The organism is Streptomyces sp. WM6378, assembly GCF_001279695.1.
Classification (GTDB): Bacteria; Actinomycetota; Actinomycetes; order Streptomycetales; family Streptomycetaceae; genus Streptomyces.
The window spans coordinates 1-21,704 of sequence record NZ_LGDD01000356.1 but is presented as its reverse complement, the minus strand read 5'-3'; the positions used below and the strand labels follow the sequence as shown (position 1 = coordinate 21,704).

The 21,704-nt window shown below is 68.5% G+C and carries 20 protein-coding genes and 2 pseudogenes; 9 read left to right on the top strand and 13 right to left on the bottom strand.

Annotated elements, in window-relative coordinates:
• Positions 1–62: 62 nt before the first annotated feature.
• Positions 63–599 (top strand): hypothetical protein, encoded by a 537-nt coding sequence (locus ADK54_RS41755; protein ID WP_159048069.1) that lies wholly within the window; start codon positions 63–65, stop codon positions 597–599.
• A gap of 320 nt (positions 600–919) precedes the next feature.
• Here ADK54_RS41755 and ADK54_RS41750 read toward each other — a convergent pair whose 3' ends face one another.
• Both ADK54_RS41750 and ADK54_RS41745 read right to left on the bottom strand, forming a co-directional pair.
• Positions 920–1,261, bottom strand: a complete 342-nt coding sequence (locus ADK54_RS41750) for a hypothetical protein (protein WP_159048068.1) — start codon at positions 1,259–1,261, stop codon at positions 920–922.
• Positions 1,262–1,387: 126 nt separating this feature from the next.
• Positions 1,388–1,654, bottom strand: a complete 267-nt coding sequence (locus tag ADK54_RS41745) for a hypothetical protein (protein WP_053731087.1) — start codon at positions 1,652–1,654, stop codon at positions 1,388–1,390.
• A gap of 223 nt (positions 1,655–1,877) precedes the next feature.
• Here ADK54_RS41745 and ADK54_RS41740 point away from each other — a divergent pair, with 223 nt between their 5' ends.
• From ADK54_RS41740 to ADK54_RS41730, 3 genes are all read left to right on the top strand, one after another.
• A complete protein-coding gene (locus ADK54_RS41740; RefSeq protein ID WP_053731086.1) occupies positions 1,878–2,207 on the top strand; it encodes a PadR family transcriptional regulator in 330 nt (109 codons plus the stop codon).
• A gap of 2 nt (positions 2,208–2,209) precedes the next feature.
• The gene (locus ADK54_RS41735; RefSeq protein WP_053731085.1) at positions 2,210–2,599 is read left to right on the top strand and encodes a DUF1048 domain-containing protein; all 390 of its coding nucleotides are present in this window, start codon (positions 2,210–2,212) and stop codon (positions 2,597–2,599) included.
• Positions 2,600–2,751: 152 nt separating this feature from the next.
• Positions 2,752–3,987, top strand: coding sequence for a serine hydrolase domain-containing protein (locus tag ADK54_RS41730; protein ID WP_053731084.1), 1,236 nt, complete (start codon positions 2,752–2,754; stop codon positions 3,985–3,987).
• A gap of 74 nt (positions 3,988–4,061) precedes the next feature.
• Here ADK54_RS41730 and ADK54_RS48145 read toward each other — a convergent pair whose 3' ends face one another.
• Both ADK54_RS48145 and ADK54_RS41720 read right to left on the bottom strand, forming a co-directional pair.
• The gene (locus tag ADK54_RS48145) at positions 4,062–4,487 is read right to left on the bottom strand and encodes a hypothetical protein (RefSeq protein ID WP_063802179.1); all 426 of its coding nucleotides are present in this window, start codon (positions 4,485–4,487) and stop codon (positions 4,062–4,064) included.
• A gap of 1,117 nt (positions 4,488–5,604) precedes the next feature.
• Positions 5,605–6,888, bottom strand: a complete 1,284-nt coding sequence (locus ADK54_RS41720; RefSeq protein WP_420717486.1) for a hypothetical protein — start codon at positions 6,886–6,888, stop codon at positions 5,605–5,607.
• 935 nt (positions 6,889–7,823) lie between these two features.
• On the opposite strand from ADK54_RS41720, the gene ADK54_RS41715 reads away from it, so the two are divergent.
• Positions 7,824–9,146: a NucA/NucB deoxyribonuclease domain-containing protein gene (locus ADK54_RS41715; protein ID WP_159048067.1), complete on the top strand. Its 1,323-nt coding sequence runs from the start codon at positions 7,824–7,826 to the stop codon at positions 9,144–9,146.
• A 300-nt stretch (positions 9,147–9,446) separates the two neighbouring features.
• Here ADK54_RS41715 and ADK54_RS41710 read toward each other — a convergent pair.
• Positions 9,447–10,787, bottom strand: a pseudogene (locus tag ADK54_RS41710) (DNA polymerase III subunit alpha); the annotation flags it as partial.
• 493 nt (positions 10,788–11,280) lie between these two features.
• On the opposite strand from ADK54_RS41710, the gene ADK54_RS41705 reads away from it, so the two are divergent.
• Positions 11,281–11,943 (top strand): GNAT family N-acetyltransferase, encoded by a 663-nt coding sequence (locus tag ADK54_RS41705; RefSeq protein ID WP_053731082.1) that lies wholly within the window; start codon positions 11,281–11,283, stop codon positions 11,941–11,943.
• Between the two features lie 276 nt (positions 11,944–12,219).
• Here the strand turns inward: ADK54_RS41705 and ADK54_RS41700 are convergent.
• Positions 12,220–12,942, bottom strand: a pseudogene (locus tag ADK54_RS41700) (DUF234 domain-containing protein); the annotation flags it as partial.
• 1,245 nt (positions 12,943–14,187) lie between these two features.
• On the opposite strand from ADK54_RS41700, the gene ADK54_RS41695 reads away from it, so the two are divergent.
• Entirely contained in the window at positions 14,188–14,664 is a 477-nt protein-coding gene (locus ADK54_RS41695; protein ID WP_063802178.1) for a peptidoglycan-binding domain-containing protein, read from the top strand.
• A 670-nt stretch (positions 14,665–15,334) separates the two neighbouring features.
• On the opposite strand, the gene ADK54_RS41690 is transcribed toward ADK54_RS41695, so the two are convergent.
• Complete coding sequence (locus ADK54_RS41690; RefSeq protein WP_053731081.1) at positions 15,335–16,186, bottom strand: LysR family transcriptional regulator; 852 nt, start codon at positions 16,184–16,186, stop codon at positions 15,335–15,337.
• 95 nt (positions 16,187–16,281) lie between these two features.
• Here ADK54_RS41690 and ADK54_RS41685 point away from each other — a divergent pair, with 95 nt between their 5' ends.
• Positions 16,282–17,013 (top strand): SDR family NAD(P)-dependent oxidoreductase, encoded by a 732-nt coding sequence (locus ADK54_RS41685; RefSeq protein WP_053731097.1) that lies wholly within the window; start codon positions 16,282–16,284, stop codon positions 17,011–17,013.
• Between the two features lie 88 nt (positions 17,014–17,101).
• Here ADK54_RS41685 and ADK54_RS41680 read toward each other — a convergent pair whose 3' ends face one another.
• The 4 genes from ADK54_RS41680 to ADK54_RS41665 all read right to left on the bottom strand — a co-directional run bounded on the left by ADK54_RS41680 (position 17,102) and on the right by ADK54_RS41665 (position 18,368).
• Positions 17,102–17,281 (bottom strand): hypothetical protein, encoded by a 180-nt coding sequence (locus ADK54_RS41680; RefSeq protein ID WP_199827154.1) that lies wholly within the window; start codon positions 17,279–17,281, stop codon positions 17,102–17,104.
• Positions 17,282–17,697: 416 nt separating this feature from the next.
• Positions 17,698–17,901, bottom strand: coding sequence for a hypothetical protein (locus ADK54_RS41675; protein WP_053731079.1), 204 nt, complete (start codon positions 17,899–17,901; stop codon positions 17,698–17,700).
• On the bottom strand, positions 17,898–18,083 hold the full coding sequence (locus ADK54_RS41670; protein WP_053731078.1) for a hypothetical protein: 186 nt from the start codon (positions 18,081–18,083) through the stop codon (positions 17,898–17,900). The genes ADK54_RS41675 and ADK54_RS41670 overlap by 4 nt, the downstream gene beginning before the upstream one ends.
• 36 nt (positions 18,084–18,119) lie before the next feature.
• A complete protein-coding gene (locus ADK54_RS41665; RefSeq protein ID WP_159048066.1) occupies positions 18,120–18,368 on the bottom strand; it encodes a hypothetical protein in 249 nt (82 codons plus the stop codon).
• Between the two features lie 248 nt (positions 18,369–18,616).
• Between ADK54_RS41665 and ADK54_RS48470 the strand changes: the two genes are divergently transcribed.
• Complete coding sequence (locus tag ADK54_RS48470) at positions 18,617–18,739, top strand: hypothetical protein (protein ID WP_267887083.1); 123 nt, start codon at positions 18,617–18,619, stop codon at positions 18,737–18,739.
• On the opposite strand, the gene ADK54_RS41660 is transcribed toward ADK54_RS48470, so the two are convergent.
• Entirely contained in the window at positions 18,726–20,072 is a 1,347-nt protein-coding gene (locus tag ADK54_RS41660; RefSeq protein WP_053731076.1) for a sialidase family protein, read from the bottom strand. The genes ADK54_RS48470 and ADK54_RS41660 overlap by 14 nt on opposite strands.
• A 692-nt stretch (positions 20,073–20,764) precedes the next feature.
• Complete coding sequence (locus ADK54_RS44505) at positions 20,765–20,923, bottom strand: hypothetical protein (RefSeq protein ID WP_420717485.1); 159 nt, start codon at positions 20,921–20,923, stop codon at positions 20,765–20,767.
• Between the last annotated feature and the right edge of the window lie 781 nt (positions 20,924–21,704).

Sequence of the window (21,704 nt, the reverse complement as noted above, 5' to 3'; positions counted from 1 at the left end):
GAGGTAGCCCGCTGAACCAGACGGGGGATGCGGTGTCAGAGCCGCTTCCTAACGTGCTGGTCATGACCGAACGGTTGTCGCTGTGCGACGCCCAGACCGCCCTCACTCCCATCGAACAGCTGGTACTTGAGCAGCTCCCCCATCCCGCCCACGAGATCGTTGACGATCCTCAGTGCGAGCTGCAGGACGGCCACGAAGGACCGCACGCCGCCCTCGCCCAGGAGTCCGGCACGGACGACACCTGGTGGCTGCTGTGGGCCCCGGACGGTGTGAAACTCGCCGTCCGGGGCGAGGAACTCAAGCGCCGCCTGCACCGGCTCCCCTCGTGCACGGCAGTGTCACCCGAGGACGCCGACGAGGAGTGCCGACTGCCCGCCACCCATCCGGGCGCCCACAGCTTCGCCATGGAGTCGAGCGGGCCGCGCACGCCCTCCGCCGAGTGCCGCAAGAAGATCGCGGCCGCCCTGCGCGAGGACATAGACGCGGGCGAACGCGCCTACTACGACGAGATCGAAGCCCAGCTGACCGCCCCGGGCACCCCACTGCCGCTGCTCACCGAGAGCGAGGCCCTGGCGCTCGCGATGATGCTGCGTCTGTAAGCCGAGTCTGACTGGCTGGTCGAGCACATGGTGGAACAGCTGGTGGAGCGGATCGACGCGCGCCTTCAGGCCGCGGCCTGAGTACAGCGTGCTGCACCCTCCCCTTGGTCCCCTTGGGGGTAAGGCAGTCCTGAACCCCGCAGGGCACGGACTCGGTACGCAGGCGTTCCAACGAGCGCAGGGGCATGAACGGCCCTACGGTGATCCAGAGTGCTCCCGAGGGTGCTCGCGCGGTCGGTCGTCTCCCGCACGTTGGCGACCGGCCGCACCCACGCGCTGCGCCGCCTTGAGCGGGGTCGAACGGGCTGGGCTTGCGGTGTTCAGAAGCTGGCTTGCAGGCGGAAGGGGCTGCGGCCGCGGTCGTGGCCGGGCTGGGTGGTGTGGAGGAACGGCACCCACAGGCGGGCTCCGTTGTGGAAGATGATGCCGATGCCGGGGTTCATGGCCGGCTTCCTGGCACGGTGGGTGTAGCCGTAGATTTCGGCGATCTCGGTGCTGCCGGAGTTGGTGAGGACAGCCGTGAGGTAGGCCTCGGCCCGCTGGGGGCTGACCTTGCCCGCGTCGTCGAACAGCACGGGCAGCGGCACATGCTCCAGGGCGGGCCCGTTGACCGGGGTGCCCGCGTCCTCGACAGCGGCCCCGGGCGCCGGCCCTCCGGTCACCTGGAGCCACACCCGGCTCCCGGAAGTGAAGGAGACGGCGAAGCCTGCCGCCGGCGCATCGTCGCCCTCTCGGGCAGCACCTGCAGGCAGAACTCGGTGAAACGGGCCAGACGCACAACAGGCTCCTTATTGGGCGGAACGACGGCGGGCGGGGTTGCGGAGGGTGCCGGGCGGGCCGGCAAGGGTGGCGGGGCGGATGACGTGCGCACCGAACTTCTGGCGGGCGGCGTCGGCGACCTGCTCGATGGTGCGCTTCTTGTCGTCACCGGGGTCCAGGAGCAGCTGGTGGTGGGCGTGTTCGGCGCCGGTGAGACCTTCGGCGCGCAGCGACAGGGCTGCGACGCGGGCCCGCTGAAGCCCGAGCCCCGAGTAGAGAGAAGCGCGCGGGTTCACAGATTCCTGTAGGGGAAGCGACGAGAACTCGCGCGTCGGTCTGCCGATTTGGAAGCCCTGATGTGCAGGTTCTCCACATTCGTGGTTGGTCGGCTATGGCAGCCGCAGTCGCTCGCAGCCTTCGCCTCCGTTGCGCACTATTCTGTCTTGCTAAGTACTGGTAGTCAGCGTTACTGTGTACCGGTACTCAACAGCGCTGACTAGCGCAGGGAGGAGGTGTTCCATGACCAAGCTGGAGACGGAGATGCTCAAGGGCACGCTGGAGGGCATCATCCTCGCGTCCCTGGCCGGCCGGCCCGCCTACGGCTACGAGATCACGGCACGGCTGCGGGGGCAGGGTTTCTCCGACATCGCCGAAGGGACCATCTATGCGCTGCTCCTCAGGATGGAGAAGCGCGGCCTGGTCGACGTGGAGAAGGTCCCCTCCGAGAAGGGACCGCCCCGCAAGGTGCACTCCCTCAACGCTCAGGGACGGCAGTACCTCGAAGAGTTCTGGAGGACGTGGAGCTTCCTCACGGAACGACTGGAACAGCTCCGTGAAGGGGGCAAGTAACCGTGTCCGATGCCGAAAAGAGCGGCTTCCTCTCGAAGCTGATAGGGCCCAAGAAACGCTGGAGGACATACAAGGCGCGCGTCAAGGAGCTTCCCGGGAACTACCGCACGGCGGTCGAGGCGATCGAGCGGAATCTGATGCACTTCGTGCCGACCGACGAAGACAGCAACGCATCGATGTTCGAAGACCTCGCCGACCTGTTCGAGCAGGCCGCGGCCGACGGAACGCCGATCCGCGAGGTCGTCGGGGAGGACCCGGTGGAGTTCGTCGAGGCGTTCGCCCGGAACTACTCGGAGGGCGGCTACGTCCCCGCTCGTGCGCGCAAGCAGCTGACCGACGACATCGCGCGCGCCGCCGGCAACGAGACCGGAACACAAGACGAGACGGCCTGATTGCGCCTCAGCACATCGCCCCTCAGGGGCCGAGCACCACTTTCATCGCCTGTCTGCACCACGCGGCCGCCGGGGCCATGCCCGGCCGGCCGCCTCGCGCCGCATGCCCGCGGCACCGTCGAGACCGACCACTGCGTGCAAGGAGATTCACGATGGGAAACGGCCACAACGGCCTGTCCGAAGCCGGACTGCGCCGACTGCGCGAGGTACTGGAAGCGCATGTGGAGTCCAAGAAGATCCCCGGACTCGTCGCCCTGGTCGGCCGGGGCGGCGAGACCCATGTCGAGGCGATCGGGACGATGCGCCATGACGGCGGCACGCCGATGCGCAGGGACACCATCTTCCGGATGGCCTCGACGACCAAGCCGGTCGCGGTCGCCGCGACCATGGTCCTGCTGGACGAGTGCCGGCTGCGACTTGACGACCCGATAGATCAGTGGCTGCCCGAACTGGCCGACCGGCGGGTCCTCCAGCGCCCCGACAGCCCGCTGAACGACACCATCCCGGCGCGGCGTCCGATCACCGTACGCGACCTGCTCACCTCCACCTGCGGGCTCGGCCTGGACACGACGGCGATGAGCTCCCCGATGATGAGCGCGTACTTCGAGCAGAAGGTCTACGGCGAGAACGGATGGATGCTGCCGACAGTGGAGCCGGACGAGTGGATGCGCCGCCTGGGCGAGCTGCCGCTGATGTACCAGCCCGGAGAGCGGTGGCTGTACAACGTCAGCGACGACGTGCTCGGGGTGCTGGTGGCCAGGGTCACCGGCCAGTCGTTCGAGACGTTCCTGCGCGAGCGCATCTTCGATCCGCTGGGCATGAAGGACACCGGGTTCCACGTACCCGCCGACAAGATCGACCGGCTGCCTCCCCTGTACGCCCCCGATCCGCAGACTGGAGAGTTCACCGTGGAGGACCCGGCCGAAGGAGGACACCACAGCAAGCCCCCCGCGTTCCAGTCCGGCGGCGGCGGACTCGACTCCACCGTCGACGACTACCACGCCTACTTCCGGATGCTGCTCAACCACGGAATGCACGGCACCGAACGGATCCTGTCCCGGCCCGCCGTCGAGCTGATGACCACCAACCGCCTCACACCCGAGCAGACAACAGCCCTACAGACCTGGGCGCGCAGCATCGTCCACCTGTCCCACGGTCAGGGACAGACCGGCGGCTGGGGCTTCGGCATGACGGTGCGCACCTACCGAGGCGACTACGCGCCCATCGGCCAGTTCGGCTGGGACGGCGGAGCCGGCACCACGACCTACGCCGACCCGCACAACCAGCTCGTAGGCATCCTGCTCACCCAGACCGGGATGTCGACCCCGGACTCGGCCCGAGCCATGCAGGACTTCTGGACCACCCTCTACCAGGCAATCGACGACTGACTGCCTACCTGGTTGTGGTCCGGCGGCCGATGATCCGGCTACCCCGAGCAGGCGCATGGGCCCTGTCCATGTGGTCATCGCGGGCGGTGGCCAGCCTTTTCGGGGTGAGCTGCGTGGATGTAGCGCAGAGCGGTGGCGGGGCAGATTCCGAACAGGCGCATCAGGTGGACGGGGTCACTGGTGTGCCGGGCTTCATCGAGGATGCGGTCTTGGCGCAGGGCGGTAGCGGTCAGTCCGGTCAGAGTGAAGACCGCGTGGGCAGCGCCAGGGCTGATGGCGGGGTGGTGGGGTGCGAGGGCAGTCTGACGGGTGACGAGCAGGTGGGGGTTGGTGCTGGTGGGCCAGGTGCGGTGGCGGGCTCGGAGCCAGTCGGTGAGCAGGGTGTCGGTGAGGGTGTCGAGGTAGAGGGTGCGTCCGGGCAGGCAGATACGGGCGCGGGACACGTCGAGTTGGTCGCGCGACAGCGGCCTGATGGCGGTCGGTGTGCGTTTCGGGATCAAGCTGGAGCAGGCTGTGGTCGGCGAGGTAGTGCAGCAGCCGACGGGCGGTGATATTGGGGTCGAGGCGGGACAGGGCCCGCACGTCCCGTTCCGCGATTGGTGCGTCGGCACCGAGATGAGCGACCAGGATGCGCAGCGTACGCAAGGTCGGTTTATGAGCGTGGGGGTAGGGGTTGTCGAGCCGGGAGGCGCGGCGGGAGGCGGCGGTGAAGTCCTCAAGAAGCCAGCGGGCCGCCTCGGTCAGTGCGGGCAGTTCCCGTGCTGTAAGGGTGGCAGCTCTGGTCCAGTCGCGAGCCATGTCGAACAGCACAGTCTGGGCCGGGTCGACCAGGTGGGCGGAGACGGCCTGGACGGAAGGGCGGCGCCGGGCACGTTCCCTCTCCCGTGCCCGGACGGGATGCTCAACGTCGTAGCCCAGGCGCCCGTGCTGGGTTTGCAGGCTGCGGGCGGTGGGGGCGAACTCCAACTGGGTGTAGGCGGGTTGGTCGGTGCTGCCGTGCTCGCGCAGGTGCAGAAGGCAGCCCCGGCAGTGTCCTCGGCCTGCGGTGGTGTGCTGCAGCGGCAGGTTGGGGCGGTGGCACCGTCGGCAGGTGCCCAGCGGCCAGCGCTGTGGATCCTCTCGCCAGTTGCGGCAGCCAGGGCACCAGCGGCTGCCCATGCCCCACGCGAGACAGTCCGCGCAGGACCGGCGTGGGTAACGTGGCGGCCGCGGCGTGCTCCGTGTGCGTTCCAGCAGCCCCATCCGGCGCAGCACTTCGAGGACTCCTTCGGTGCAGCCGCCGGGCACACGGTCGACTGTGGCGGTGGTGACCCGGTGGGCACCGTCGGCGGCCTGGATGGCCAGTGCGCCGCGCAGGCGCCGCAGGACCGCCAGGCGCCATGCCTTGCTGAGACGCCGTTCGGCGGTCAGGGCGTGCACATGAGCCGTCGCCTCGCTCCAGCCCGCGGGTTCCCGGTAGAGGTGGGGGCGGGCGCGCTCGGCGCCCGCCGGGAACTCAGATCCGCTCAGGCGCCTACGGCATGTCCGTGGCGTAGGCCCAGGTTGCCCGACCTCGGTTCACGCGAGAGGGAAGTTGGGCGATCTGGGCCAAAGGGAACCGCGTCAGGCAGGGAAGGGTCAGACCTTCACCAGGTCGTACGTACCCGTACCGTCCTGCCTGCCGCTGGAGTACTGGCGTATCAACTCCCCGTCCGCGTACCGGTCGTGGCCCAGCATCGAGCCGGTCTGCTTGTTCTGGACCCCGACCTTTGAGCTGCCGGGTACGTCGCGGTAGATGTAGAACCGCTGGAGGTCGTCCTCCCCACAGGTGGTCGTCGTCAGGTAGGCCTGCTCCTGGTTGGCGATGTTCGCGGGGATGGTCGCGCACCCGCCATTGCCCCAGTTCCACAGGGACGCCTCGATAACCCCGTTGCGCTCCGTTACGTTGCACAGCCGCCAGTTGTCCAGGTGGGCGCTGGTCCAGTTGGATTCACGCAGCCGGATGCCGTCGTTGCCCAGGACCGGTGCGCTCCAGTTCAGGGGCTTGCCGGGGACATGGATCCTGTAGACGTCAGGCTGGCAGTTCAGGGCGGCCCGCGTGGCGGGGGCCGCGCTCCCGGTGGCCTTCACGCTCTTCTCAGCCTTGGTGGCTTTCTCGGCTTCGTGCCTGGCCTGGTCGGCCTTCGCTGAGGGGACGGGCCCGGCCGGGTGCTTGGCAGTAGCGGTGGCGGAGCCGCAGTCCAGGAGAGCCTGCGCCTTGCGCATGATGCTGTTGGCGGGCACCTTGTCCTCGCAGCGCACCGCGCCCTCTTCGAGGGTGGTGTAGGTGGTGTAGCTGCCGCTGTCGGGCCCCTCGATCCACTTTAGCCCCCAGCTCCCGTCGCCCTGTTGGACGCGGTTGCAGTTGAGGCTTCCGTAAGTGCCGGTGACCTTCTTGGTGCCCTTGTAGACGCCGTAGTAGCCGGGGTCGTTGAAGTTCCAGCTGACCGAAGTCGACTCGCTGCTGGTGGAGGAGTAGTTCACCTGTACGTTCAGGCCCAGCATCGCGCCGACGGTGCCGAGGGCTTCGACGGCGAAATCGCCCTTGATCTCGCCGTTGAGGCCGACGGAGACCGCGATGGTGGTCTGGGTGCTGGTGGTGACGTTCTGGTAGCCGGTCGAGCCCTGGGTGACGTACCAGCCCTTGAAGTGGGTGATCGTCGGGGCGACTTCGGTTGACTTGATGAACGGGTGGCGCTTGCCCAGGTCGGCCGCCGTGCAGGACTGCCCGGCCTGCACGGCGCTGGCGTCGGCGGCGGGGGTGGCGCTGTGGGCGGCGGCGGGGCCGGCCACGGCAATTGTGGCGGCGAACGTCGATGCAGCAGCTGTGGTGAGGGCGATCAGCCCTCTGGCCCAGCGGTCGGAAGATCTTAAGTGGCTCATCATGCCCTTTCTTTGGTCGGGTGCCATGCCGCCCCGGGTCGGAACCCTGCCAGTCATGTGGTGGGAAGCAGTGGTCGACTGAGGCGAATTTAGCGTCGGTAGCGATGCAGAGGCGATGACGGAATCGGCCGATCCGAGGAGGAACTCATCGCCTTTCATCGGCTGTTGGGCAGTCTTGACCTGCGCGGGGTTCATCAGGATTTCATCTGCGGAACTACGATGCGCCACCGTCGCCGGACAGATGGGGTGTTTCAGCCGTGATTCCGTTGCCGTCTCCTCGACGGCCAGCGACTGCCAGAACGGATTTCATCGTCTATCGGCGCGGTCGACCGCCACCAAGTCATCACAGTATTCGGCCATCTTGCGCGTTCTGAAACCAAGGGCGTTCGGAGGCCAGTGTGCCTCGAATGTTTGCGCGCCAGCGGGAACGGCCCTATGAACCATGGGGGGGGGCAGACGATCGTCGGCATGACAGAAGAGAATCCGGCGAAGCGTGCCAGACGATGGCTGGCGGTGAGCCGGAAGAAGGAGCTTCGATCCCGACAGCCGATCCGGCAGTGTCCACATGATCCTCGACCGGGTCCAGCACGGGTACGGAACACAACCAATCGGAAAACAAGGAGAAAACGAACATGTCCTTACCGGGGTTATATCGCCACTACGGAGGACGGGACCGAAGACTGAACAGGTGGCATCGTGCCCTGTCAAGGGTGACGCCGGCAGCCGCTGTCGCATTCGGCGGCCCAGCGACGGCCGCCGTACCTCCGCATCCTGCCGACCGCGGGAATGCCGAGGCGAAGACGGACGGTGGTGTGAGGCCCGAGCGGGCCAAAGAACGAACATGGAAGACCCATTTTTGGCTGACCCAGACGGGCACTACGCCGGGTCGATCCCGAGTGGATGTACATACCACCGAAAAAAAGGGGGGACCACCTTTGAAACGCGTCAGTCGACTGCTGGCGGCTATAGCCGCACTCGCCCTCGCCGCAGCCCTTATCGCCCTGGGCCCCTCACCGGCCGCCGCCATAAGCCCTAACTTCCCCGCGTCGGTCCCGGGCATCGAGTACACGGCCGAGCCCGGCGACGGTGCTCAGCGCAGCAGCAACGGCAAGGGGGCGGCGGAGATGCCGACCACGCCCGACGACCCCATCGCCCCGTGGCTGGACGACTGCCTCGGCTCGCAAGACGCCAAGGACAGCGACGGCCGCGTCTACAACCGGTTCAAGTGGTGCAAGGAGTTCGACCTCGCGGTCAAGTACTACAAGACCGAGAACGGCAAGACGGTCCTCAAGGGCGTCAACCAGGCGACGTACCAGGCCGCCGGGCTCGGCTACAACGACTCGCGCGCCACCCGCACCTTCTTCCGCATCAAGCCGGGCACGGTCCGCTACACCACGTGGAGCAACCTTGAGAAACTCACCACCTCCAAATACCTGAAGCTGGAGATCTCGGCCGAATGCGTGCCCGGCTCCGACAGTCCCGGCAGCGGCTGCGCCGTCGGGCGGTCCCCGGCGAAGATGGAGTGGGATCAGTGGAATAACTTCGGCGGCTGGGTGTACTGGGACGTCTCGTCCGCCGGTGGCAAGGGCGAGGACTTCGTCGCCTTCCATAAGTGGCGCTTCCATTTCGACGGCACCAGCCCCGGCTGGCCCATCCCCGAAGAGCGCGGTGAGACCGGCCCGGTCGGCATCCGCTGCGATTCGGGCAACTACTTCAAGCACGGCACCAGGACCTACCCGCACGCGTGCATTTACACCGGCGTCGAACCGGTCCTGACCTACAAGATGTCGGAGAACCCTGAGGTCGGCCAGCACATCCGCGACGCCCAGAACGCCCCCGACACCACCTGGCCGAAGGAAGACCACCCCAAGAAGATCCCCGGCAAGTGGAATGCCAGCGTGTTCCTGCGTGGCGAACCCCTGCACCGCGTCGCCTCCCGCTACGAGGGCGGCGTGATCGCCAAGGAGAACGAGGACGTCAAGCAGATGGCGTGCGGGCAGAAGCGGGCCATTAACCCGTGGGGTCCGCGTTACAACGCCACTACCGGGCTTCCGCCGTATGCGCCGGGGCTTGAGTGCGACGAGTACCCCTTCTCCTCCACCCATGAGGGCGCCGCCGACCCCGAGTGGGACTTCTCGGTGCGGGCGGTGAGCAAAACCGACAACGGCTCGGCGGGTTCCAAGCTCGTCAATTTCTACACCGACGACCGGATCCTGATGTTCCTCGATGACTTCTGGGTGGACGTCGTCGACGCGTGACCTTCCAGGTCCCGGGGTGAGTCCGCTCATACCATCGGGCGGCCACCGCCCCCACCTCCCCCGGGGCGGTGGCCGCCGCTATTTGGTTCAGGCCCACCACCTCGTTCTTCTTTCAGAACGCCACACCTGACATTTTCGCACAATCGTTCGAACAAAAGGTTTCGGCCAACCGATCTTGATGCGACAGGCAGAGGCATTCCCTCCGGGAAGCCCGTGCCGAGGCCCGCTTGCCAGCGCCGTACGGGCGGGGCGATGGGTGGGTCTGCAGGGCAGCAAAAACAACACGGCTGGACTTGACACAGAATCCAGCTGGAACATGCCGACCGTGTCGCTGTTCTGGATCATCTTGAATGCCCAGAAGTCGTCCAGCGGGACCTGCTTGGGGTCGTCGAGGCTGATGGTCTCGCCTCTGGTGCGGTGGATCTCGGCGACGGCGTGCGCCATCGCGGACTGCATCCGCACGCCCAGCACATCCAGCTTCAGCAGGCCGAGGTCTTCGACGTCCTCCTTGTCGCCCTGGACCATGGGGTAGTTGCCGCCGGGGGTGGGCTGCACGGGGAGGCGGTCCAGCAGGGAGCGGTCGCTGAGGATCACTCCGCACGGATGCATGGCATAGCCGCGCGGCAGGGCGTCGAGCTGTTCGGCCAGCTCGAACAACGGCCCGTACCGGGCGGCTTCGGCGGCCAGGCCGCGGAGTTCGGGCAGCTCGGCGAGTGCGCTGGTGATGTCGCAGGCCCGCAGATGCGGAAACGACTTCGCGATGTGGTCCACCTGGTCGGGCGGGATCGCCAGCGCCAGCCCGGTATCCCGAAGTGCGAAGCGTGCCCTATACGTTTCCGGCATGCCGGTGACAGCGACGCGCTGTGGCCCGAACCGTTCGAAGATCCGGTCATACACCTCCAGGCGGCGCGCGGACTCCACGTCGATGTCGATGTCCGGCAGGCTCTTGCGTCGGACACTGATAAACCGTTCGAACAGCAGTGAATGATCGAGTGGGTTGGCCGTTGCGATGTCCAGGGCGTGATTGACCATGCTGCCCGCCCCCGAGCCACGGGCCGCGACGCGGATGCTCATCTCCCGCACGTCCGCCACGACTTGGGCGACGGTGAGGAAGTAGGTGCCGAACCTGAGCCGGGCAATGATCGCGAGCTCTTCCTCCAGCCGGGCCATCGCCGCCACGTCCCGGTCGAGCCCGCGGCGGGTCATGCCGGCCAGGGACCGCTCGCGCAGGAGGCGGTCGACGTCCCCGCCTCCGCGTGCGCCGACGGCTTCGGGCTCGGGGAAGTGCGCCCGCCCCAGGCCGAGATCGGCGACGGGGTCCACCCGGCACTCCTCACCGGTGCGCACGGTCGTCTCCAGCAGCCGCAGTGCGCGGTCGGGTCCGGCGCCGGCGGCCTGGGCGATGTGTTCGGCGGCGCCGGCCATCGCGGCGGGGTCCTTGAGCCAGCGCTCGCCCGGGTCCAGCTGGTCGGTGTGACGGAAGGGGATGGGGCGCAGGAGCCGGGCCGCGTCCAGGACGTCGGCGACCCGCGCCTGGGCGGGGTCGGCGTAGCGGACGGCGTTGGTCAGGACGGTCTCGATGCCGAGCTGGTCGGCGAGCTGCACGGTGCGGCCGGCCAGGCGCAGCGAGCCGGGTCCGGTGTCCGGCGCCAGCGGCGCCTGTGGGGGTCGTAAAGTCATCGCTGCGGGTCAGCACCTGCTTCGGGCTGTGAGGGCGGTGGCTGAGGTGCTGCCCGGTTTATCGGGTCGCTGCTGTACCGGGACCCGCGCCTGCTCGCTCTCCCCTGTGTCCTGCCGTGCTGGGGGACCGCGAGGGACGCGGAGCTGCTGGTGCTGCGGCACGAGAAGGTCGTCCTGCGGCGGCAGTTGAAGGGACCCGGTCCGCTACGAGCCCGCCGACTGGTTCTGGCTCGCGACCCTGTCCTTGCTCACCCCGCGTCACCGCTGGGCTGCGCCTTCCCTGCCACCCCCTCCAAAAAAAGAAAGCGGTTGGACTGGCACCTCAGGCTGATCGCCAAGATGTGGGACCACTCCGCCCGCCGAGCCTCTACCGGGATCACCGCAGCACGATGTGGCAGGTGTGCAGTGGTGAGTTCCGAGGCATAGCGACGGTACTTCGCCCGATACTGCCGTTATGCCAGATGCGATCCCGTTGCACGGCCGGCTGGTCCGGCTGGAGCCCATGGCCCCCGCGCACGCCGACGGACTGCTGAAAGCGGCAGTTGCGGACCGGACCACGTTCGAGTACACCTACGTTCCCGCCGACCGGGCCGCAGTGCACCGCTACATCGACCGCGCCCTGGAAGACGGAGAACTCGGCCTGGCAGTCACCTACACGCTGGTCTCCACCGCGGACGGACAGGTCGTGGGCACAAGCCGGCTGCGCGAGCTGGAGTACTGGAACGCGGGAGTCTGGCCGCCGCGCCCCGGCCACCTCAACCCCGACAACATCCCCGACGCCGCCCAGATCGGCTCCACCTGGCTCACCCCCGCAGCCCAGCGCACCGGCATCAACACCGAGGCCAAACTCTTCCTGCTCCAACTCGCCTTCGATACCTGGCAGGTCCACCGCGTCTCCCTGCACACCGACATCCGCAACCAGCGCTCACGCCGGGCCATCGAACGCCTCGGCGCCCAATACGAAGGCACTCGTCGCGCCCACTTCAAGGCCGCCGACGGCGGCATCCGCGACTCCGCCCTCTACTCCCTGCTCCACCACGAATGGCCGGCCGTACGTGGCTGCCTCCAAGCCCGTTTGGTTGCGGGTGAGACTCCGACCGTTAGTCGGTGGGGCTGATCCAGTTGGGGGTGTAGCTCCTGCCTTCATTGGAGGGGCGAGCTCGGCGGTGCAGACCTGCGGATTCACGCATGACATGTGATCCTTGCGGTCTTTCTGGACATCCTGCCGCGCGCCAGCAACGGCCTTGGGGCGGGCCTTGGTGGCGTCAGTGCGACCTACGTGCGGCGCTCTCCCTGCGTGCGCATGCGTAGTCGTACCTCGGGCGACCGGCTTGGGAAAAACCCAGCTCCGCTTGTCCTTCCAGGCGCTACGCCCAAAGGGGCTGCACCGGTGTCAGGTTGTGGGCCATGCCGTCAGGAGGTCGGTGGGGGTGAGGTGGGTGATGCATTCGGCGGTGCAGCCGCTGCGGGCGACGGCGAGCAGGGGGGTGTCGTCGTCGGCGCCGGGCAGCTGGGAGCGGTGGGTGATGAGCCGGGCGAGGTCGCGGTGGTCGAAGGGTTTGTTCTCGAGCCATTTGATTGAGCCGACGAGGGTGATGTTTTTGGCGATGGGGGCGCGGTCGGCGCCGATGATGTCGATTTCCGGGTCGTTGGTGCGGGTCCAGTAGCCGCCGACCGTGTTGGTGCCTTCGGGGAGGTGGTCGTCGGCCAGGCGCCAGAGGCTTTCGCGGATGACGGGCTCGACGGCCCGGCCGCGCCAGGACGTCCAGCTGGTGCGGATGGCCTCCAGGACCCGGTCGCCGCGGCCGCGTTCGACGGCCGGGATGTCGGGGCCGATGAAGGAGAGCCAGAAGCGGAGGTAGGGATCGTCGATCCGGTAACGGGTCTCCCGGCTGGGGCGGGTCGACAGGGGCAGGTCGGCGGCCACCATGCGGCGGCTGGTGAGGAGTTCCAGGGAGCGGGTCACGGAGCCGGGGTTGAGGCCGCCCGCGGCCCGGCCGATCAGGGTGAAGGTGCGTTCGCCGTGCCCGATGGCGCCCAGGACGGTGCGGGCCTGTACTTCGGTGGGGAACTCGGCGGCCAGCGTGCGCTCGCCGCTCACCAGCAGCGCCGAGGTGCGGTCCACCCGTGAGGGGGGGCAGGACCCGCATGGGGAACACATAGCCGTCGGTCAAGGGCAGGCCGACGTGCGTGCGCTGTTCGTCGGCGTCGCCGGCCACTTCCAGCTCCTCCTCAGCCGCCCGGTAGTGGCGCTCCAGGTCGTCGTACGTGAGGGGCCACCGTCGTCCGTACCCGAAGGACTCGGTGTCGAAGTCCTCTGGGAGCATGCGTGGTGCGAGGCCGGTCCAGACGTTGCCGGTGCCGCCGTTCACGCGGACGTATCCGCTGGCGTACGGGAGCGGGCCGTCCTGCCGAAGGTGGCCGGCCGCCCGGAAACCAGGGGTGCCGTCCGTGCCGACGAGATCCGTCACCTCGGGCCAGGGGGCCGCCGGGTGGGCCCGGTAGGGGGAGCCGGGTACCTTGGCGGCGGCCGTCAGGTAGGTGGTGAGCGGGTCTGCGGGCGGTTCATGGCTGCCGGGGCCCGCCGCGCCCGCCTCCAGGACCAACACCCGTCGCCCGTGCAGGCCAAGGCGGAACCAGCCGCCCTCGACGTGTGGTTGCAGGCCGAGAAGGGTGACCAGAGGGGCCGACGCGGAGGTATCCGGAGTATCAGCAGTGTCCGCCATGGGCACACATCCTCGCGCACGGCCGCAGCCACCGCACAGACGTCGAGGAACCCGGCGTAACGCACGCCCTGCATCATCCCCACTGGGGTCCGTCCTGGCCTAGGGCGACTGAGTTGGATGTCAAACCCAGGAAGGGTGGTCCCGGAGGATCTGGCGAGGCCGTCAGGCTGCTCTCGCATGGTGAAGAACTCCCCGAAGAGTTGGTGGAGTGTGGTCACGGCTTCGGTGTCGGTCTGCGCGGAGAGCGGGTGGACCTAGCCGTCGGGGGAGAGCTGTCGGACTCAGCAAGACACCCATGATCGACCCACCAGAGGTACAAAAGGATCACTACTGACGGGAGGATCTGGGGGCGCGACCGCGTGGCGGTTTCCCGCTCATTCGCGCCTATCGAATACTTCGCAGGCTCGTTCGGGTCTGGCTGATAAGCCGTAGAGCGATGACAGCCAGGGCGCCAATCTCCCTGCCTCGTTGACTCCGCGGTCCAGGACCACCGTCCGATACAAGCCTGTCCAAGCCTGTCTGGATCACAGGGCAACTCTTCCGCGGCCCCTCGCCCGGCTGAGGCCACGCTGCTAGACACTGCGCTGCCGGTAGCCCAGCCGGCTCCGACCAGTTACCCACCAAGGGGGACGCTCATGGCATCGAGCAGGCTCACGAACGCGCTCTTGGCGACCTTCACCGCTGCCGCCCTCAGCATCGGCACCCTCGCCGGCGCAACAGCGGCCACCGCCGCGCCCGCCCAGCAAGTCCCCGGCGGAACCATCACCATCCAAGCCGTCAACAACCTCGGCCTCTCCACCTCCGAAGGCAAGAGCGTGCAGTGCTACGTCCGCGACGCCGCACCACGCGGTAAGTACAACCCCGGCACCATCGACGGCCAGCTCGGCACCAACAGCTGGAAAGCCTGGCAGCTCTTCCTCAACGACCGCAGTTTCAACGCCGGAACCGTCGACGGCCAGGTCGGCCCCAACACCATCAGTGGCCTCCAGAGGTTCCTCGTCGCCATCGGCTACGACACCGGCGGCATCGACGGCATTGCCGGACCCAAGACCAGGGCCGCCTGGCAGGCGTTCTCCCACCTCGGCAACGGCAACGATGGAACCTGGTGCTGACCACGTCACGGCACACGACGGCGATCCACGCCCGCCCACGCGTTCTTCAGCCCTGCGATCTCCACATAGGCGAGGACCGGCGGGTCCTGAACGAGCAGGCAACAGGTCCTGCGTAATCGATCCGACGCGCGGGGCCTCGGGGCAGCTGCCCCGAGGCCCCGCGCGTCGGATCCGGCGGACAGCCGTGAGTGTCCAAGGCCACGAGGGGAAGGAACGCGGCCGGGTATTGGACTTTGAAGGCCCTCACCAGCTCTAAATAGCGCCTGAACTGTGCGGCTCCCCGTGAGCGGCTGCGGTCCCAGCCAGGGGCTAGGACGAATCTAGGACGGTCGTAGGACCCGTATCCATAACGTCGCGGTGGGGGTGCGGAGCCGTTTCCCGCACGACGAGAGGAACAGCGGTGAAACGTTCGGGCCAGGCAGCGGTGGCGGTCACGACGATGGCTGTCACCGCTGTCACGCGCCCCGGGGTGGCCCAGGCTCGTGGCTGAGCGATGGGTCGGCAGGACCGCAGCGTCTCACCGATCAGGCAGAGGCCACTCCGGAGTGGGGCTTGGCTCCCAGCCGAGAAGACCCAGTTCGACCGACTATCGAACAGGGTCCCGTCTGTGGAAGTTGACCAGGTCGTCCGCTCGGGGAAGGGAAGTCATGTCAGCGAGCGGAACACCTGCCTAGTGGAGACATGTCGCAGTCCGGACAAGGTCGGCGACGGCTCTGGACCGGCTCTGCGGGGGCCAGGCGATGACGGTGGTGACTGCTGGCGCGTCCAGCACGGGCACGGCGGCGAGGTCACCGTGCAGCTGGGCTCGGCACGACTCCGGTGAGACGGCGCAGGCTCGGCCGAGCGCGACGAGCTGCAGCAACTGCGCGTGGTCGCGGACTTGTGGGCCGGGGCCGGGCGGGTAGGTGCCGTCGGGGTCGGGCCAGCGTGGCAGAGGCAGGCCCGGCAGGGCGGTGATGTCGGCCATGTGCACCTGGGCGCGGACGGTGAGCGGATGCCCGGCCGGCAGGACCACCACCTGGCCCTCGGTGCCGAGCTCCTCGGTGTGGAACCCGGCCGTCGAGTCGAACGGCCGGTGCAGCAGCGCCACGTCGGCCCAGCCTTCGCGCAGGAGCCGTGCCTGCTCGGCCGGGCCGCACAGGATGACGTCGACGGGGACCGCGCCGGGTTCGGCGGCGTACGCGTCGAGCAGTTTCGCCAGCAGTTCACGGGACGCGCTGGCTTTCGTCACCAGAACGAGGCCGGGACGGCCGGTCGCGGCCAGGGCGGCGCGGCGCGTCCGGCGCTCGGCGGCGTCGACCGCGTCCAGGGCCGCCCGACCCTCGACCAACAGCACCGAGCCGGCCTCGGTCAGCGTGACGGTGCGGCTGGTCCGATCCAGCAGCGCTGTTCCGAGCCGGCGTTCGAGCTTCTGGATCGCCCGTGACAAAGGCGGCTGTGCGATCCCGAGCCGCTGCGCGGCGCGGGCGAAGTGCAGCTCTTCAGCGACGGCCACGAAGTAGCGCAGTTCCCGGGTTTCCATGCAATCACGCTACTCCGGATCAATACCGGGACGGTATCGATGCCCACCTGATCGGTGTTGGACTCCCGTTGGGACCCGACGGCAGCATGGTCCCCATGAGCGAACAGACGATTGCGCTGGTCACCGGCGCGAACAAGGGAATCGGCTACGAGATCGCCGCGGGCCTGGGCGCCCTTGGCTGGCGCGTCGGCGTCGGCGCCCGCGACGACCAGCGCCGCAAGGTCGCGGTGGAGCAACTGCGCGCGGCCGGCGTGGACGCCTTCGGTGTACCGCTGGACGTGACCGACGACGCGAGCGCGACAGCCGCCGCACAGCTGATCGAAGAGCAGGCCGGGCGCCTCGACGTGCTCGTCAACAACGCCGCCATCACCGGCGGCATGCCACAGGAGCCCACTCAGATCCATCCCGCGACCATCCGCACGGTCGTGGAGACCAACGTGATCGGCGTCATCCGCGTCACCAACGCGATGCTGCCGCTGCTGCGCCGTTCTGCCTCGCCACGGATCGTGAACATGTCCAGCAGCGTCGGCTCCCTCACCCGGCAGTCAGGAACCGCTGCCGAGCAGACGGCAGGTCCGGTGGCTGCGGCGTACGCACCGTCGAAAACGTTCCTGAACGCCGTCACCCTCCAGTACGCCCGGGAGTTGAGTGGTACGAACATCCTGATCAACGTCGGCTGCCCCGGCTATGTCGCCACCGATCTCAACGGCTTCCGTGGCGTGCGCACCCCCGAACAGGGCGCGGCGATCGCCATCAAGCTCGCGACCCTGCCCGACGACGGACCGACCGGGCAGTTCTTCGAGGACGCCGGCGTCGTGCCCTGGTGAAGTGCACGGCGGTCATCACCCGCGGGGTGAGGCTCGAACAGGTTGATCTGACTCCTGGAAATTGCCCGTGAACCATCCCGTACCAGAATTAGTCGATGAGCGGGCGGGCCGGTTCGGTGCCCGCTGGGTGCACTTCCAGGCGGTGGTCGGCGTTGAGGATGATGCGTCGTCCGGGGTAGGTCCGCTGGGCGGTCGCGACGTCGCGTTCGTTGAAGTGGCCGGCGAAGAGCAGGACGCCGTGGACGAGTTCTGTCTTGTGGACGGCCATGGGCCATCGATGCAGGACGGCGTCAAGGGTCATGGGTTCGTGGGGCGGCGGCAGATCGGCACTGGGCGCAGGAAGCATTCAACCAGGAAGAAGGCCTGGATGGTGTGCCGGCACCTGCGGGAGGAGCCGCGGTGTTTCGTGGGGCGGCGGCAGCGGGTCGGCATCCAACCTTTGAGGTTGGCGGCGTGATGTCGCTCGTCCGCCGTGGCTGGCTGAAGGCCAGGCCAGGCCTGACTCGGCACGGCGACAGGGAGGCGCGCCATGCTCCGCCGGAGCCGTCGTGTCGGCCAGAAGCGCCGGCGCCCGGCTACAGAACGCGATAGCGACGGTGGACAACGGCACTGTCCAGACTCGGCCTCAAGCAGGAGCCCGGCGGCCCTGTCGGGCCCGGCCCGTGGAGCCAGGCCCGGCGGGGTTCAGCGGCGGGGGCGTCCCGCGAGCCACCAGGCGAGCAGTCCGCCGGGGACAGCGATGGCGACGAAGGTGAGCAGCGGCGTCCCCAGCTCGCTGCTGTCGGAGTGAAGTTGGGCGTGGATGAGCATGCCGAGGAAGAAGACGGTGATGGCGGTGAGCATTCCGATGACCGCCGGGCGCTTCATCCCGTTGGTGCTCTGGTTCACTTGATGCACTTCCCTCCGGCGGCCTTGCCCGCGTAGGTGAAGCGGATCTCGACCTTCTTGACCTTGTTGAGGTTGTCGCTGCCGAGGCTGGCTATGTAGGAGTAGACGCCCGCGGCGACGGCGCCACCGATGCCGCCGGTGATGCCCGCAGCCGGTGATCCGGCGGTGGGTTCGGAACCCACCGGGCCAGCACGTCAGGCACGGGCCGGGTGTTCGGTTCAGGCGGCGCCGCTGTTGTCCGGGGGAGGAGGCGAGGAGTGTTGGATGCGCTCCCGCTCGACGTCTGCGTTGATCTCGGCGCGGCGGGTCTCGCCGCGTTGTTCGATGTACGCCTTGCCCACCGTGCTCACGGCGGTGGCGATGGGGCCGGTCGCGGCCAGGATCTCTGGCCAGCTGGATCCGGCGATTGATTCGGAGAGTTCGGCCTGGGACGGCGGGGTGGGCTGGTCGGGGTCGCGAGTGGTCATGGCGATCATCATGCGCCGAGCAGTGCGCCTGCGGCTACCGTCACGTGGCGGGGCCGGAGCCAATGGCAGTGGCTCCGGCCCCGCGTCTGCGGGCGAGGAGGGGGTCAGGCGGTGCCGTGCAGCGACGTACGGGCTGGACGGTCAATCCGTCCGGCCCGTAGGGGAGTTGCTCTGCTCAGCGCCTGGTGGGGCGCGCTGCTCCGTGCCCCGGGGCCGCTGGGTGCGGGACGGCCGCGGGGACCCGCGCCGTGGCCGCGGCACCCGGCGCGAAGAGCCCGCTGAAGACGTCGGTCGAGTCGAGCGGCCTGTTGTCGTTCGTCTCGACCAGGATCGGCCGGACCGAACCCCCGTCGGTGCTCAGCCCCTCGTAGTCGCCGAGGAAGTGTCCCCAGCCGGCGTACGGCGCCTGGAGCCAGTCGAAGACGCGGCTGATCCGCCGCTCGCTCGGATACTCCTCGCCGCCGCGCGGAACGTCACGAGCCAGGCCGCCGTGGGCAGCGTGGTGGTGTCGCCGGAGGGCAGGTAACGCAGGTCGTAGTACGACAGCGCCACGGTGCCGCGCGCGTCGACGGCGATCGACGGCGTGAAGGCGGGAGCACCCGGCGCCTGGTTGACCCGGGTGGGCCCGGACCAGGTGTGCCCGCCGTCCGTGGAGTGCACGAGCTGGATCGCGTCGTACTTCCCGCCGGTGAACTCGCTTCCCTCGTACGCCACATACAGCTCGCCGGTTGCCGGGTCGACGGCCGCGCTCGGCAGCCCCGAACCGGCGCGCAGCGCCTTGCCCGTGTCCCCGGGCGCGTTGGGATCGACCTCCGGGACCGCGGTGTCGACCGCCACCGTCTCCGGCTTGGACCAGGTCCGCGCCTGGTCGTCGGAGCGCACCATGGCGAAGTGCAGGTCGGTCGGGGTGGTCGCGGTGACGTCGCTGTACGTCTGCCACTCGAAGAAGTCGTACAGCGTGCCGGTGCGCGGGTCGGCGACGATCACGTTGCCGATGGTCTGCGAGTTCGCCACCACGCTGGTGTCGACGAACGGCCGGGCCTGCGACCAGGTGCGGCCCCCGTCGCGCGTCACGGACAGGTATGCCGGCCCGTCGTAGAACGCCCCCGGTCCGCTCGTGACCTGCTGGATGCGGTCCCAGACCTGGTAGGCGGTGCCCGGGTGCCGCGGGTCGGCGGTCACGGAGTTCTTGTCGTCGACGAACGCCGCGTCGGTGTCCTTGATCAGCTCGGTGGTGTTCCGCCACGTCCTTCCGCCGTCGTACGAGGTCGAGGCGGCGACCCCGTTGCGCGGTGTGGTGGCGTCGAAGACGAGCCCGCTGGAGTACGCGGTGCCGTCGGGCCCGAAGCTCACCCAGCCGTCGGACGCCCGCTGGTAGGCGAGCCCGCCGGGTGCGCAGTGGGTGAAGGGCAGCGGAATCTGGGTGAAGTGCTTCCCGTCGCGGGAGTAGCTCGCGGAGAGCCCGCGTGCCCCGCCGTTGGACCAGCGGTCCTGCTGGTAGATGCCGACGACGTTGCGCGGGTCGCGCGGATTCGCCGAGACGTAGGGCTCTTCCTCAGCGGACGGGTAGTTGACGCCGTCCCCGTCCGCCACGATGTTGCAGGCGGCGTACGGATCACCCGGCGAGACCAGGTCGACGGGCTGCCCCGCCGCCTGCCCCGGCACGGCGCTCAGCAGGAGCAGCGCGGCCGCCGCTGCGGCCAATAGCCCTGCTCTGCCCGGCAATGGTGCACGTACACGCATCTAGACCCCCCATGGTCCATGGCTGATGTGCCGGTGACTGTCCTGGGTGGTGCCTGGTGACACTGTGCGCGGGCGAGTCTAGGGATGCGTCCGCGGAACCAGGGCGCCTTGGGCCAACCTTTGAAGTCCTCGTACAGGATGAGTGACGTGAAGTAGTCGTCGTGTCCGGTCGCGCACCCTTGCCTGCCCCAGGACCGGCGGATCAGCGGCGCGACCTCCATCAACGCCCCATGGGAACAGTGCGGCGACACGGCCCGCCGCGATCCGGCTGCCGCGAACGACACTCGGTGGAGCGATCTGGAAGCACGGCGCAGCGGCCCGTGCCGGGCGCACGCCCGGAGCGGTCGGCAAGAACATGCGCGCCGCCTACGCCTGCCGAGGGAACGGCTTCCACCCCCACTGGGCAACACACCGCTCGGCAACCCCAACTCGCGTCCGGCTGCGCTGCCGAGACCGGTTGGAACGGCCTATACCCAGTCCACCCGAGCTCAGCGAGCTGCGGAGCCAGAGGGGGCATGACGTTCGGGTTGCGCCTCGGGTTGCCGGCCGGTGCCCGGCCGTCGGCCGGGTGGCAGCACGAAGCCCCGGGGGGATGCCCGGGGCTTCGTGTACTTCACCTGACCGTCGGGTTCAACGACCGGCCGTATGCCGTGTCACGCCCATTCCGCGCCCGGCTCCGCGAGCGCGGCGAGCTGATCGGCGGCGGGCTTGTCGCGCCTTGATGTGGTGTTGGAGACCCATACGCTCAGTTTCGCGAGCACGGGCTCTGTCTCGCTGTCGACCGCGGTGGGTTCGCTGTGGCCCCTTGGCACCGGCCGGTCTGTTCCCTCCCGCTCCACCCATTGTGCGAGCGCCGTCAGGCCTCGGGGAGGAGTCCGGGCTCGCCGACGACGTCTTCGAGGAGGCCTCCGACGAGGCCGGGGCCGGGGGAGGGCCGGAGGGAGCCGTGCCCAACCACGGAGGGGGCTGTCCACGCCCCGAGATTCAGGACCTGAATGAGAGGGCTGATATACGCAAGATATGGCCATGGGTTGCTGTGGACCGGTCGGCGGGGTGACGCTGAAGGTACCCATAGGTGGGGCTGATAATGGTGGTGTCACTTGCCGTGAGGCGGGTGACGATCCCGAAAGGGGGGTCATGGTCATGACCCGTATGAGAACCCTTCTCCTCGCGATAGTGGCCATGATCCCGCTGTCTCTGGGGCTCGGAGTCGCCAGCGCTTCCGCCGATGACGGCCCCAGCGGCGGGAGTTTCCCCTCGATTAGCTGCGACTTCATGCTCCCGGGCACTGGCGGCGATACCGATACGATCGCCGGTTGTATGGTCCACGTTTCTTGACTCGGCTGGTGTACTCGCCCTCTGCGTCTCATGCGGTACCCGAGGGACGCCAGCGCACGACGATCGCCAGCCGGCACCGCAGCTGACCCGGGTTCGGGACGTTCATAACCGGCGTGCCCTCTGGTCCGACAACTGTTCCGGCAACTGATTCGACAACTCCCCCTACCTCTCCTACGCCCCGGGCAACGCCCCTGGTCACGGCAGGTTTTCGTGTGGTGGGGGGCGAGAGGGGGGCTTGGGTGAGCGGGTACGGCG